Below are 14188 nucleotides of genomic sequence, written 5' to 3'. Positions count from 1 at the left end.
CGCAAGCCCGGGGGCGGCAGCCGACCCGTCCCTTTCGAAACCGGGGCCTTCGATGCGGCATAGTGGTTCACGTGCCCGAGTTGAATCTGCATACGTTCGGACCCGCAGACGGTCCCGAAATCCTCGCTGTTCACGGTGTGACCGGCCACGGTGCCCGTTGGTGGGACCTCGCCGAGAATCACCTGCCCGAGGCCCGCGTTCTGGCTCCCGATCTGATCGGCCACGGCCGTTCTCCGTCCGTTCCACCGTGGGACATCGACGCTCAGGTCACCGCACTGAAGGCCGTGCTCGACGCCCATGCGCGCGGTCCGGTCGTGGTGCTCGGACATTCGTACGGCGGCGCGTTGGCCGTGCATCTCGCACAGCGGTTCCCGGAGGTGGTGCGCGCGCTGGTGCTGCTCGATCCTGCGATTGCCTTGCCGCCGGAGGAGCTGCTCGAGGTCGCCGAGGCCACTGCGAAGTCCCCCGATTACACCGACGCCGACGAGGCGCGTTCGGAGAAGATCCACGGGGCTTGGGCGGACGTGCCCACCGAGTTGCTCGACCGCGAGGTCGCCGATCACCTGGTCCCTGCCGACGGCGGGAAGGTCGCGTGGCGAATGTCGATTCCGGCCATCGTTGCGACGTGGGGCGAGCTCGCTCGTCCGATCGTGGTGCCCGCCGAGAGCGTCCCGACCATCGTGGTGCGGGCCATGCGCGTCGAACCTCCTTATGTGACCGAAGAATTCGTGTCCGCGCTCCGAGACAAGCTCGGCGAGAACCTGCGCACCGTCGAACTCGACTGCGATCACATGGTCGGCCAGGCCAAGCCGGCCGACGTGGCCGAGCTGGTGCGATCCCTGCTGTAGATGGCTCCGATCACCGAGGCGCAGGTGGAGCGGGTACGCGCGTTGGTCGCGTCGATTCCCGTCGGTTCCGTTGCCACCTACGGGGACATCGCGGCGGCGGCCGACCTGTCCAGCCCCCGCATCGTCGGGTGGATCATGCGGACCGACTCCGCCGATCTGCCGTGGCACCGTGTCCTGGGTGCAAGCGGAAAGCCTGCGGCGCATCTGGCGACGAGACAACTCGAGACGCTGCGCGGTGAAGGTGTCGAGATCCGCGACGGGCGAGTGTCGCTGAAGTCCGTTCGCTTCGACTTCGGGGCGCTCCCCCAGCCTCCGACGTCGACCACTAATCTCGAAGGATGAACATCGGAGATCGGCTCGGGCAGTTCGATCCACGCCCTACGGCGAAGTTCGCCCTGTCCAAGGCGAGCACTTTCGTCGCCGCGGCCGGCCTGGTGATCGACGAGGTCTCGGGCACGCGGGTAGCGGGGCACATCGAGTTGACCGAGGAACATTTCACGCCCTGGGGCGTCGTACACGGTGGGGTCTATACCAGCGCTGTGGAAAGCGCCGCGAGCATCGGCGCGAGTGAGGCGGTCAAGGATCGCGGCGAGTTCGCGGTCGGAGTGCACAACGGAACCGATTTCCTGCGCGCCAGCAAAGGCGGACGGGTGGATGTTCTCGCGGAACCGTTGCAGCAGGGCCGCGTTCAGCAACTCTGGCTGGTTACGATCACCGCGACCGACAGCGGTAAGACCATCGCGCGCGGCCAGGTTCGACTGCAGAACGTGCCGCTGCCGACGTGATGGGATCGCACCGGTGAGCGGCTCGTCGACCGAGCCGATCTGCGACGCCATCGTGCTCGCGGGTGGTCGTGGATCGCGAATGGCGGGCCTTGCCGGCTCGCCATCGGCAGAGGTCGACAAGCCCGCGCTCACGGTCGGCGGACGACGACTGGTCGACATTGCAGTGGCGGCCGTCTCGGACTGTCGCCGAACGGTACTGGTGGGCCCCACACGCGACGCAGTACCGGGTTCGGTTGTGCAGACCCGAGAGTCCCCCGCCGGCGGCGGCCCGGTGGCAGCTCTGGCCGCCGGACTCGAAACACTGGACGGGACAGCCGATCTGGTGGCAGTCGTAGCGTCGGACATACCGCTGCTGAATGCTTCTGCGGTGCAGTCTCTGATCGATCACTTCCACCGAGTCGAGACCGACGCAGTGTTCGCGGCCGACGCCACAGGCCGCACCCAGTTCCTGCTCGGAGTCTGGCGCTACAGCGCGCTGCGCTCGGCGGTGGCGGCGCTCGATACCGTCGAGGGCGCCCCGATGCGCGCACTCGTACCGAACGAGCACCGCGTCGTCACTGTTGCCGATATCGAGGACTGCGATACCCCTGCCGATCTGGTAGCCGCGCGCGCCGCAGCCGCGTCGAGACCGGAGGACGTACTCGACATCGACGCCGCGCACGAACGAATTCGACAGCGAGTAGCCGCCCTCCCGGTTCATCGAATTCCGTTGCAGGACACGGCTGGGACCGTGCTCGCGCAACCGTTGGTGGCAGCAACAGCACTGCCTGCGGTCGACATCTCCGCGATGGACGGATTTGCCGTGAGCGGCCCCCCTCCGTGGACGCTGAGACCCGATATCGCCTACGCCGGAACGTCCGGCATCGCCCGACTCGCCGACGGCAGCGCAGTACGCATCGCGACCGGCGCAGCGCTTCCTCCCGGTGCCACTGCGGTCGTTCGCGACGAACACGCGGTCACGACACCGGCCGGCGTCGTAGAACGCGCACCGACGGCGACGTCGGGAGACGACACGCGTCGCCGCGGCGAGGACTGGTTTCCCGGAACGGAGTTGGTTGCCTCGGGTACCGCGATCGACACTGCTGTTCGGTCACTCGCCGCGAGCGCGGAGGTGACCGAACTCGATGTGCGGGGGCCGGTTCGCGCTCGAATTGTCATCAGCGGAAACGAGATTCGGGTATCGGGTCCGCTGGCACCCGGGGAGACCAGGGATGTACTCGGATCGGCGCTGCCGGAGTATCTGGCGCACTGTGGAATCGCCGTCGTGGACGCACTGCTGCTCGACGACACGGCGACCGCGTTCGCCGACCTTTTGGGAAGTACCGAGAACATCGACCTCGTGGTCGTGGTCGGAGCCACCGGAGGAGGCGCCGCCGATCAGCTACGCTCCACGCTCGCCGCCCTCGGTGCCGAAACCGTGGTCGGGCGAGTGCGCGTGCGTCCGGGCGGATCCCAGATCACCGCGACCCTGCCCGACGGTACGGTTGTCCTCGGCCTCCCCGGCAATCCGCTCGCGGCAGTGAGCACGGCGCTGCTGACCGCACCGGCGATCGTCGACGCGCTCACCGCTCGCATTCCGCGTTCACCGCGAACGGGGTTGTTGTCCAATGCATCCGAGGTTCGAGCCCCGATCCCTCGAATCGTTCCCGTGGTGGCCGACGGTACCCGCTGGCGAGCCGACGTCAAGGTCCGGACAGCTCATCTGGCGCACCTCGTCGGCCGTGATGCGCTCGCCGTGATACCCGCCGACGTCAGCGACGACGAGCCGGTGACAATTCTTCCGTTGCCGTACTGAATTCCGAACCGGCCAGCAGCCGAACACCCTCGTGGTACCGCTCGACGACGAGATCGACGATGGCCGGATGCACCCCGAGCGGCGCACCGACGCCGTCGGCTCCCACGTCGGCCAACCGATTGTGGAAGAGCCCACGAGCCAGCAGATAACTCGCCACGAACACACGATCGTGCCCGGCTTGCCGCAGCCCGGACACCGCCTGCGCGACGGTCGGCGTACTGGTGGCCACGTATCCGATCTTCACCGGTGTCCGAGCCGCGTCCGCGAGCATGGCTGCCGCGATCCGATGTTCCTGCAACGCACGAGGATCGGACGATCCTGCGGCCGCGAGCACGATGCTCTGGCCGGCTCGCCAGCCGGCGTCCCGGAGCCGATCGACCATCACTCGCGCGAGCACCGGGTCCGGCCCGAGGGCACGGGTGACGGCGACCGACGAGTGCGCACTGTCCGTGATCTCGCGCGGCACGTCGGTGTGGACGTGATACCCCGATGCCAGAAATGCCGGAACGACGACCGCCGATTCCGGAGTGTCGCGCAGTACCTCGGACGGGGACGGTCCCAGCACGTCGACGAAGGCGACACGCGTGGTACCGATCTGCTTCGAGACGGCGTCGGCGAGCGCGGCGACCATCTCCACACCGCGCGGGTTTCGAGTGCCGTGTGCGACCAACACCAAGGTGGGTTCCATCAGTACTTACTCCCCTCGCTCACGGCAACAGCCCCCGTGGGTTCGTGTGTATCGCAGTCGGATTCGGTCTCTATATAGTCCAACGCGATACGGTAGCCGCGTTTGACCACGGTCTGGATCGCCTTGGGTGCCCCCAGTGAGGAACGGAGTCGGGTCATGGCGGTCTCCACCGCGTGGGTATCGCCACCCCCTCCGGGCAACGAGGCCAACAGGTCTTCACGGGAGACCACGCGCCCCGGATTGCGACTCAACGTCTTCATCAGCGCCATCCCGGCCGGGGACACGGGCCGCACCTCCCCGTCGACCACCACACACCGTCCCCGAACACTGACCACATGCCCCCCTGCGTGCAGGCGACCGGTTCTCCTGGGCAGCTCCTCGGCGATGTGACGGGCGAGCGCGCCGAGGCGCGCACGCGCAGGCGCAGTGGTGGCAACCGACAGCTGTTCGAGCGGGGCTGCGGTGACCGGCCCCACGCACACCGGAAGCACCCGCGTACGCATCGACTGCAGCAGAGGCTCGAGTACGCCGTTCTCGTCGGCACGCATCAGCATCGACGCGACCGCCGGTGCCGAGGTGAAGCTGATGGCGTCGAGATCACCGACGACGACCGATTCGATCATGCGATCCATCGGACTCTGATCGTCGGGCGCCGTCCAGCGATACACGGGCACCGGCACCACTTCGGCTCCGGCGCAGCGCAATACCTCGCAGAAATCCGGAACCGGCTCCCATTCGGTGGTCGCGCCGTGCAGTTGGACCGCTATGCGCTTGCCCTCGACACCCTCGGCGAGCAGATGTTCGAGCACTTCGGCGGACGACTCGGAGGCAGGCGACCATTCTTCACGTAGATCCGCCGCTCGAATGGCACCGGTGGCCTTGGGACCACGCGCCAACAGTCGCGACGCACCCAGGGCACGACCGAGTTCCTCGGCTCGCCCCCAGCCGTCGGCGGCCTCGATCCAGCCGCGAAAACCGATTCCGGTGGTGGCGACGGTGATCTCGGGTGGTGCAGCGATGATCGCCGCGGTGACGCGTTCCAACTCTGCGTCGTCGGCGAGCGGGATGATCCTGATCGCAGGCGCGTGCATCACACTGGCCCCACGCCGCTCGAGCAAAGTCGCGAACTCCTCGGCGCGACGCGACGCCGTCACCCCGACGGTGAACCCGGCCAGAGGCATGTCCGCCCCGACATTTTCGGTCACGTAGATCCGCCGCGGACGAGCACGACACCCTCGACCGTGGCGACCTCGAACGAGCCGAGCGAGACCTCCGCATCGTCGAGGCACCGTCCGTCGACGAGAGAGAAGACCTGCTTGAGCAGCGGAGACGCGACCGTGGGCTCGCCGCCGCGGTCGCCGACCAGACCACGCGACATCACTGCGGCCCGGCCGTAGGGATCTATGTTGCCCACGGCGAACAGTCGTCCGTCGTCGAGCAGGAACAGTGCCGCTTGGGTGCCGCCGCGCAGCAACACCGCCACCCCGCGACCCGGGATGAGAGCGTCGAGGGTGCAGGCCGGGGTCCAGTCTCGCGAAAGATCGTTCGGTACCGAAGTATGTGAATCGATGACAGTCATGGCGTACCTCCTGGTCAGCTATTTGACGCTGCCCGTGTTTCTTGGCCGTTAAGCGGCGATTACCCACCTGTGCACATGCGCTCAGGTTCGTGACCTGTCGGTTGTCAGGAACCCGTCACTCGAGCACGTCACGCTCCGATGCGCGGCATCCCCATCAGCACGGGCACCTTGCGTGCGCCGGACTCGTCGAACGCGATGGTCGGATCGGCCTCGGCCGGAGCGTTGACGAAGGACACGAACCGGCCGAGCTTCTCCTCGTCTTCGAGCACCCCTGCCCATTCGTCCTTGTAGCCGGCGACGTGGCGTGCCATGTCTGCCTCGAGTTCTGCGCCGATGCCCAGGCTGTCCTCGCAGACGACGGCTTTGAGGTGGTCCAATCCCCCATCGAGCGATTCCAGCCACGGTGCGGTGCGTTGCAGGCGGTCCGCGGTGCGGACGTAGAACATCAGATAGCGGTCGATGTAGCTGACGAGTGTGGCGTCGTCGAGGTTGGACGCGAGCAACTGGGCGTGCTTGGGCGACTGGCCACCGTTGCCGCCCACGTAGAGATTCCAGCCACCTTCGGTGGCGATGATGCCGACGTCCTTGCCGCGGGCTTCGGCGCACTCACGTGCGCAGCCCGACACTCCGAACTTGATCTTGTGCGGCGAGCGCAGTCCGCGGTACCGGTTCTCGAGGTCGACGGCCATTCCCACCGAGTCCTGAACACCGTAGCGGCACCAGCTGGACCCGACGCAGCTCTTGACCGTACGCAGCGACTTTCCGTACGCCTGACCCGATTCCATGCCTGCGTCGACGAGCCGCTTCCAGATTTCGGGAAGCTGTTCGACGCGGGCACCGAACATGTCGATGCGTTGCCCGCCGGTCACCTTGGTGTACAGCCCGAAGTCCCGGGCGACCTCACCGATGACGATCAACTGCTCGGGCGTGCACTCCCCTCCTGGCATCCGAGGCACCACCGAATAGGTGCCGTTCTTCTGGATGTTGGCCAGGAAGTGATCGTTGGTGTCCTGCAACGACGCCAGTTCACCGTCGAGAATGTGATCCGACGAGGTGGACGCGAGAATCGAGGCCACGACGGGCTTGCAGATGTCGCAGCCGGCACCCGATCCGTACTTGGCGATCAACGACGAGAAAGTTCGGGTGTTCGTCGCCCGCACGATCTCGAACAACTCGGCCCTCGACTGAGAGAAGTGCTCGCACAACGACTTCGACAGCACCACTCCCGATGCCGCCAGCAGCGATTTGATCGACGGCAAGCATCCTCCACAGGTGGTGCCTGCCGTGGTGCAGCTCTTCACCGCGGCCAGATCGCACGCACCGTCGGAGATGGCCGAGCAGATCGCACCCTTCGTCACACCGTTGCACGAGCAGATCTCGGCGTCGTCGGGAAGCGCTCCGATGCCGACCTGCTCGGCCGCCGGAGAGATCAGCGAACCCGGATCGCCCGGCAATTCGCGTCCGACGAGCGGCCGGAGCAACGAGTACGCCGATGCGTCGCCGACGAGGATGCCGCCGAGCAACGTCTTGGCGTCGTCGGTGACGACGAGCTTGGCGTAGGTGCCCTTGGGTGCGTCACTGAAGACCACCTCGAGCGCACCCGGAGTTGCGGCCATCGCGTCACCGAAGCTCGCCACATCGACGCCCATGAGCTTGAGCTTGGTCGACATGTCCGCTCCGGGGAATTCCGCTGCGCCGCCGAGCAATCGGTCGGCCACCACCTCGGCCGTCGAATATCCGGGCGCGACGAGTCCGTAGCATCGGCCTTCGACCGCAGCACATTCGCCGATGGCGTAGACGTCGGGATCGGATGTGGTGCAGCCGATGTCGACCAGAATACCGCCGCGCTCGCCGACGTCGAGGCCGCTTTCGCGAGCCAGCCGGTCCTGCGGTCGTACCCCCGCGGAGAACACCAGCAGCGCCGCGTCGATCGTATCGCCGTTGCTCAGCTCGACCGTCAATCCGGCGCTGTCGTTCTCGGTGATCGACGACGTGCCCACTCCCACATGCACGTTCAACCCCAGATCGGTGACGAGGCGGGCCAGTAGCGCACCGCCGCCTTCGTCCACCTGAAGCGGCATCAATCGCGGCGCGAACTCGATGACGTGCGGCGTCATGCCCATCTTCTTCAACGCGTTCGCCGCTTCGAGGCCGAGCAGGCCGCCACCGACGACCACGCCCACGGCTCCCGGTCCAGCGGCGTCGGCGCGTGCACGGATCCTGTCCAGGTCGTCGAGGGTGCGGTAGACGAAGCACGCGGGCAGGTCGTGTCCGGCGATCGGCGGGACGAACGGGTAGGAGCCGGTGGCGAGGACCAGCGCGTCGTAGTCCACGGTGTCGCCGGCCGAGGTGACGACGGTTCGGTGGTCACGGTCGACGCGTTCGGCCCGTACCCCGGTACGCATCTCGACGAGGGAGTCGCCCGGATAGTCGTTGCCCGCCAACGCAAGTTCCTTGTGGTCCCAGGCACCGACGTAGGACGACAGACCTACCCGGTCGTACGCCGGCAGAGCTTCCTCGCACAGGATCGTGATCTTCCACTCGGCACCCTCGTCGCGCGCCCGCAGCGCCTCGACGAACCTGTGCCCTACCATTCCGTGCCCTACCACTACCGCGTTCTTCATTGCGGGTCCTTCCGATTTCGTTGCCGTGCAGAATGTTTCGAGCGCGCCTGCACCGAGCGTCAGACGGCTACCGGAGCGTCGGCATCGGCGGAGTCGGTCCTGCGCAAATAGATCGCCCACGTGACGATCGCGCAGACCACGTAGAAGCCGAGAAACACCCAGAACGCTGTGGTTGCCGACTTCGCACTACCGGAGTACGACGCCCGCAGCACCAAGTTGATGGCGACACCGCCGAGTGCGCCGATGGCACCGGCGATCCCGATCAGTGCGCCGGACATCTTGCGGGACCAGTGCTGCTGTTCCTCGACCGTCATGCCGTGCAGTGCAGCAGATTTCGCAGCGAAGATCGCGGGAATCATCTTGTACACCGACCCGTTGCCGAGGCCCGAGAGCAAGAAGAGTGCGATGAATCCGATGACGAAGAGGACCATCACTGTGCCGCTGGCCGCCCCGGGCGTCGAGTCGTCCCAGGTGCTGGCCGCTACCAGAATTCCGGTGGAGAAGGTCATGGCCACGAACGTGTACAGGGTGATCTTTCCGCCGCCGATCTTGTCGGCGAGCTTGCCGCCGAACGGACGCGACAGCGACCCCAGCAGTGGCCCGAGGAACGCGATCTGTGCAGCGTGCAGCGAGGCCTGGGCCTGCTGAGCCGCCGTGGCGGGTGCCCCGTCGGTCAATCCGGCCAGGAAGTTGATCTGGAGTACCTGCCCGAATGCGAAGCTGAAGCCGATGAACGATCCGAACGTGCCGATGTAGAGGAAGGCGATCCACCATGCGTCGGAGAACTTCAACACGTCGATCATGGAGCGGCCGTTGGTCTTCTGGTTGTCGAGGTTGTCCATGTACAGCGCGGCACCGACGGCGGCGATCGCGATGAACACCAGGTACACGGCGCAGACGATCTCGGGTGCGGTGTTGCCGATGGTAGCGATGACCAGCAGACCGATGAGCTGGATGACGGGTACGCCGATGTTGCCTCCGCCGGCGTTCAGTCCGAGGGCCCAACCCTTTTCGCGCTGCGGATAGAAGGCGTTGATGTTCGTCATCGACGAGGCGAAGTTACCGCCGCCGACTCCGGCGAACGCCGCCACGATGATGTACGTGGTGTACGAGGCCGGGTTCAACATGAAGTACATCGTCAACAGCGTGGGAATCAACAACACCAGAGCGCTGAAGATGGTCCAGTTGCGCCCGCCGAATTTCGCCGTGGCGAACGTGTACGGAATGCGCAGGACAGCACCGACGAGAGTGGGGACTGCCACCAGGAAGAATTTGCCCGCGGCATCGATGCCGTAAACCGACAACGGCATGAACAGCACCATCACCGACCAGATCGACCAGATCGAGAAGCCGACGTGTTCGGCGACGACCGACCAGATCAGGTTTCGTTTGGCGATCTGCTTACCGCCGCCTTCCCACGCCTGCACGTCCTCGGAATTCCAATGCGCGATCCGATGATTCACCGAGACGGGAACGGTTCCGGGCGGAACGGGTGCGGTGGCAGCAGAGCCGGTTTCGGCTGAAGCGCTGCGAGAAAGGCTGGTCACGTATGGCCTCCTGGTTCGGTGAGTGACACCAAGATAGGAAAGCCATGTTGCAGCGGCGCTGCGTGCGGTGACCCGCTGATTAACTCGTTCTCACCCGCTCGTCGATGCGTACGTGAGATCGAACGCGTCGACGAGCCGGGTCACCAGGAGTCTTCGAGCATCCGAGGTCGACAGCACAGATAGCCGCCGACCAGCAGAATCACAACGCATCCGGTGAGCAGTGTCAGCGGCAGTCCCCAACCGCCGGACACGGTGTGCAGGAAGCCGAACAGAATCGGGCCGGTGGCCGACACCACATAGCCCAACCCCTGGGTGAACCCCGAGAGCGAGGATGAGCCCACCGCGGTGCGGGTCCTGAGATTGATCAGCGTCAGCGACATCGGGAACGTCATCGTGCCGAGACCGATCAGGCACACCCAGATCACCGTTCCGGCGGCAGGCGAGAAGTGCAAGCCGGAGAACCCACAGAGGTAACACACCGCGGCGACCAGGACGAGCCCGAACGGATTACGCAATTTTGCGCAGAGGGTCGGCGTGGCCAGCGACGTGACCAGGCCCATCGCTCCGAACGCGGCGACCGAGGCTCCGGCCAACCCCTCGCCGATACCCGAGTCGATCAACAGCGTCGGCAGCCACGTCAACATCGAATACGTGATCAGCGACGTCATCGCGAACATCATCACCATTCCCCACGCGAGCGAGGATCGATGGATGCGGCCGCCGGATCGGGTGTGCACGGCCGCCGAACCGGCCTCGGCAGAGACGTCCTTCTCGTCGCGACCGCGTCGGGCGATCACGACACCGAGCCACGGCAATGCTGCGGCAACACCGACGATCGCCCAGACCCCGATGGAGAGCCGCCACCCGTGGGCATCGGCGACCGGAACCGCGAGCAGGGGCGGAATCATGGTGCTGATCTGGAGTGCACAGATGTAGATGGTGCTGACCACTGCGAGTCGATCCGAGAAGTACCGCTTGACCAGAGGTGGGATGACGACGTTTCCGATACCCATGCCGGCGAGGGCGATCGCGGACAGCGCCAGCAACGACGCCGTGTTCGGCGCGAATGCCCGGGTGGCCATCCCGATCGTGGTCAACGCCATGGCGAGCAGGGCGGCGCGCTCGAGACCGGTGCGCTTGGCGAGAAGCGGTGTCGCCAACCCGAACACGGCGAACATCGCCGGTGGCAGCATCCCGACGACGCCGATGACGGCATCCCCGAACTGCAGATCCGTTGCGATCCTGCCGAACAGAGGGCTGATGGACGTCACGGCGGCGCGCAGCGTCAGCGCAGAAAGAACGATGGCGGCGAACACCAGCAGTCGGCCGCGAACGAGTGATGTACCGGTCTGGGTGGTCTCGGAAACGGTAGGCGCACTCACCGCGTAATCATAGGATGACCGGATCATCGGGTGCAACGCAGTATCATCGTCGGCGCAGCACCCCGAGCACTGCACCGCCCCCAGAACGAGGAGCCTCCGTGCGCCAGGTCCACCGATCGAGCCTGATCACCCAGGTCACTGCAGCCCTGCGCGACGAGATCACGTCGAAACGATGGCCGGTCGGCAGCAGAATTCCCACCGAACCGGAGCTGTGCGAGATGACCGGCACCGGGCGAAACACGGTTCGTGAGGCCGTTCAGGCACTCGTCCACGCCGGCATGGTCGAGCGACGGCAGGGGTCGGGAACGTTCGTCATGACCTGCTCGGACCTCGGCGGCACCCTGGGCAAGTACTTCTCGGACGCCCGTTATCGCGACGTCACCGAGCTCCGGGAAACTCTCGAGGTGACCGCAGCAGCATTGGCTGCGGATCGACGCGACGAGCACGACATCCGAGAGATGAACGACGCCCTCGAGAACCGCAATGTCGCCTGGTCGAGCGGCGACGTGCCGTTGGCCGACGCCGTACGAATCGACGCGCGCCTGCATCGGAGCATCGTCGCCGCCAGCCACAACGCGATCTACCTGGAGTTCTACGACTCGTTGCTACCGGTGATCCACGAGACGATCAGAGAACACGCCACTGCTCACGACGACGACTACGTCGCCGAGCACACAGCCCTCGTCGACGCGATCGTGGACGGTGATTCGGCCCGGGCAATCGCCTCCGCCCGGTCGCTGTTCCGCGAACTCTCCGCCGCTCCGGGCCACGCGCCCGAACCTACAGAATGAGACGCACCAGATCTGCCGTACGCGCGAGGCCGGGAAATGCCTCCGACGTCGACCGCGGATGAAGTGCGTGCACAGCCAGACGAAACATCAACGCGCGCAACAGCATCTGCGGCCATTCCGGTAGATCGTCCCACCGGCCCACCAGACCGTCGTCGGCGTCTCCCCACGAGAGCGCGTCCACCACGGCGACGCCGGCGGCCCACGACGCCGGACGCCAGTACGGGGTGATATCGCTGATCCCCGGAGCATCGCTGCCGGAGAACAACACCGTCCCGAACAGGTCGCCGTGTACCAATTGGTCCGGCGATTCGACGGGCTTACGCAGTGTCGCAAGCTGTTTGACCAATTCGAGGCTGCTCTTGCCGTCACTCGACGACGGCTCCGGCGCACCCGCACCGCGAGCGGTCCGTAGCGGAACGGCCTCCCAGGCGGCCCGGTCGGCCGCGACGAACACGTCGACGTCGGCCCACGGGGCGACGGGTGGCTGCACCAAGAAGCGGGGACGTTCCAACTGCGCGGTCGCTGCGTGCAACCGCATGGACAACGAGACCACTTCGTCGTGGCGAGGCTCGGGTTCGCCTGCGACGAACGTATCTGCACGCCAACCGGACACGACGTATCGACCATCGGTCGAGCGCACCGGTCGAGCGAGGCGCACACCGTCCACAGTCAGTGTTTCTCGCACCTTCGCAGACCAGGCTGCGCGAGCGTGATCGGCGACGGGCGAGAGCACGACGTCACCCAGACGCCACCCTCCGTCCCAGTCCGCACCCAGTGGCGCAGGCTCGACATCGCGCAGCCCGAACGTAGAGATCACGTGCTGAGGAGGTTCGACAGAGCTCACGAACGCCACGGTACCGCCGATCGGGCAGAGCTCTGCGGACGACGCGCGCATGCGGCCCAGCCGCCACGTCAGTAGATGGGCAGGCCGGGCTCGATCTGCTTGGCCCACTCCACGATTCCGCCGTCGAGATGGGTTGCGTCGGTGAAACCGGCACCGACGAGAGCGTCGAGAACCTCCGCGGACCTGATGCCGGTTTTGCAGTACAGAACGATCGGTACCTGCTGTGGCAGTTCGGCCAACGCCGCCCCGGACAGAATTCGCCCGCGCGGTATCAGCCGAGCGCCCTCGATCCGCACGATGTCCCACTCCACCGGCTCACGCACGTCGATCAAGGCGACCTCGCGTCCGGAATCCAACATCGCCCGTAGCTGCTCGGGGCTGATCGAGGCGTCGTCGGATTCGACGGCCGGCACCACCCCGCAGAAGGCGTCGTAGTCGATCAGTTCCGTGATCGGGGTTCGGTGCGGATCACGGGCCAGTCCGACGGTTCGGTAGCTCATGGCCAACGCGTCGTAGATCATCAGCCGTCCCAGCAGCGTCTCGCCTATTCCGGTGATCAACTTGATGGCTTCGGTCACCATGACCGACCCGATCGAGGCGCAGAGCACGCCCAGGACGCCACCCTCGGCGCAGGAGGGCACCATTCCCGGCGGCGGAGCCTCGGGGTACAGATCTCGATAGTTGATCCCGACGCCGCCCGGAGCTGCATCCCAGAACACCGAGACCTGCCCCTCGAACCGGTAGATCGAACCCCACACGTACGGGATACCGACCAGTGCGGCCGCGTCGTTGACGAGGTATCGGGTGGCGAAGTTGTCGGTGCCGTCGAGAACGAGATCGTAATTGCCGAAGAGGTCGATCGCGTTGGACGAGTCGAGGCGGACCCTGTGCAGCACCACCGAGACGCCGTCGTTGAGTTCGAGGATCGAGTCCCGTGCGCTGTCGGCCTTCGGTCGTCCGACGTCGGACCGCCCATGGATGACTTGTCGCTGGAGGTTGGACAGCTCGACGTCGTCGAATTCCACGATGCCCAGCGTTCCGATGCCGGCGGCCGCGAGGTACAGCAGCGCAGGCGAACCCAGTCCGCCGGCTCCGACCACGAGCACGCGGGCGTTCCGCAACCGCTTCTGGCCGTCCGTTCCGACGTCCGGAATGATCAGGTGACGGCTGTACCTGGCAACCTCCTCGGAGGTCAGTTCACCGGTGGCTTCGACCAGTGGCGGTAGGTGGACCACGCTCAGCGACTCTCCTCGACTCGACGGGGCGACCGCACAATTGCGTCCGCCGCCTTCGAATCTAATCCGC

At 66.0% G+C, this 14188-nt stretch carries 13 protein-coding genes; 5 read left to right on the top strand and 8 right to left on the bottom strand.

What is annotated here, in order from left to right:
- The first annotated feature begins 71 nt into the window (after positions 1-71).
- Genes CH266_RS10565 through CH266_RS10550 form a run of 4 tightly spaced genes read left to right on the top strand, consistent with a single transcriptional unit; the run spans position 72 to position 3428 of the window.
- Complete coding sequence (locus tag CH266_RS10565; RefSeq protein WP_032372875.1) at positions 72-848, top strand: alpha/beta hydrolase; 777 nt, start codon at positions 72-74, stop codon at positions 846-848.
- Positions 849-1190 carry an MGMT family protein gene (locus CH266_RS10560; RefSeq protein ID WP_027496546.1) on the top strand — a complete coding sequence of 114 codons (342 nt, stop codon included), beginning with the start codon at positions 849-851 and terminating at the stop codon, positions 1188-1190.
- Entirely contained in the window at positions 1187-1633 is a 447-nt protein-coding gene (locus tag CH266_RS10555) for a PaaI family thioesterase (RefSeq protein WP_228139195.1), read from the top strand. The genes CH266_RS10560 and CH266_RS10555 overlap by 4 nt, the downstream gene beginning before the upstream one ends.
- A 13-nt stretch (positions 1634-1646) precedes the next feature.
- Positions 1647-3428 carry an NTP transferase domain-containing protein gene (locus CH266_RS10550; RefSeq protein WP_255175884.1) on the top strand — a complete coding sequence of 594 codons (1782 nt, stop codon included), beginning with the start codon at positions 1647-1649 and terminating at the stop codon, positions 3426-3428.
- Here the strand turns inward: CH266_RS10550 and CH266_RS10545 are convergent.
- The 6 genes from CH266_RS10545 to CH266_RS10520 form a co-directional block, all read right to left on the bottom strand.
- Positions 3385-4119 carry a sirohydrochlorin chelatase gene (locus tag CH266_RS10545; RefSeq protein ID WP_052067022.1) on the bottom strand — a complete coding sequence of 245 codons (735 nt, stop codon included), beginning with the start codon at positions 4117-4119 and terminating at the stop codon, positions 3385-3387. The two genes, CH266_RS10550 and CH266_RS10545, sit on opposite strands and share 44 nt — an antisense overlap.
- Positions 4116-5297, bottom strand: coding sequence for a uroporphyrinogen-III synthase (locus CH266_RS10540; RefSeq protein ID WP_052073814.1), 1182 nt, complete (start codon positions 5295-5297; stop codon positions 4116-4118). The genes CH266_RS10545 and CH266_RS10540 overlap by 4 nt, the downstream gene beginning before the upstream one ends.
- Before the next feature lie 20 nt (positions 5298-5317).
- A complete protein-coding gene (gene nirD / locus CH266_RS10535) occupies positions 5318-5695 on the bottom strand; it encodes a nitrite reductase small subunit NirD (protein ID WP_027496542.1) in 378 nt (125 codons plus the stop codon).
- 128 nt (positions 5696-5823) lie between these two features.
- Positions 5824-8319, bottom strand: coding sequence for a nitrite reductase large subunit NirB (gene nirB, locus CH266_RS10530; protein ID WP_094715267.1), 2496 nt, complete (start codon positions 8317-8319; stop codon positions 5824-5826).
- Positions 8320-8378: 59 nt separating this feature from the next.
- Entirely contained in the window at positions 8379-9782 is a 1404-nt protein-coding gene (locus tag CH266_RS10525; protein ID WP_094715492.1) for a nitrate/nitrite transporter, read from the bottom strand.
- A gap of 224 nt (positions 9783-10006) precedes the next feature.
- Complete coding sequence (locus CH266_RS10520; protein ID WP_027496539.1) at positions 10007-11248, bottom strand: MFS transporter; 1242 nt, start codon at positions 11246-11248, stop codon at positions 10007-10009.
- Positions 11249-11346: 98 nt separating this feature from the next.
- On the opposite strand from CH266_RS10520, the gene CH266_RS10515 reads away from it, so the two are divergent.
- On the top strand, positions 11347-12039 hold the full coding sequence (locus CH266_RS10515; RefSeq protein WP_032372686.1) for a FadR/GntR family transcriptional regulator: 693 nt from the start codon (positions 11347-11349) through the stop codon (positions 12037-12039).
- On the opposite strand, the gene CH266_RS10510 is transcribed toward CH266_RS10515, so the two are convergent.
- Together CH266_RS10510 and moeZ are read right to left on the bottom strand one after the other, a co-directional pair.
- On the bottom strand, positions 12029-12883 hold the full coding sequence (locus CH266_RS10510; RefSeq protein WP_027496537.1) for a TIGR02569 family protein: 855 nt from the start codon (positions 12881-12883) through the stop codon (positions 12029-12031). The two genes, CH266_RS10515 and CH266_RS10510, sit on opposite strands and share 11 nt — an antisense overlap.
- A gap of 68 nt (positions 12884-12951) precedes the next feature.
- Positions 12952-14118 carry an adenylyltransferase/sulfurtransferase MoeZ gene (gene moeZ / locus CH266_RS10505; RefSeq protein WP_027496536.1) on the bottom strand — a complete coding sequence of 389 codons (1167 nt, stop codon included), beginning with the start codon at positions 14116-14118 and terminating at the stop codon, positions 12952-12954.
- Positions 14119-14188 lie beyond the last annotated feature (70 nt).

Source organism: Rhodococcus sp. 06-1474-1B (genome assembly GCF_002258885.1).
Lineage (GTDB): Bacteria > Actinomycetota > Actinomycetes > Mycobacteriales > Mycobacteriaceae > Rhodococcoides > Rhodococcoides fascians.
The sequence above is the reverse complement of the archived record's forward strand: the minus strand, read 5'-3'. Positions and strand labels throughout refer to the sequence as shown.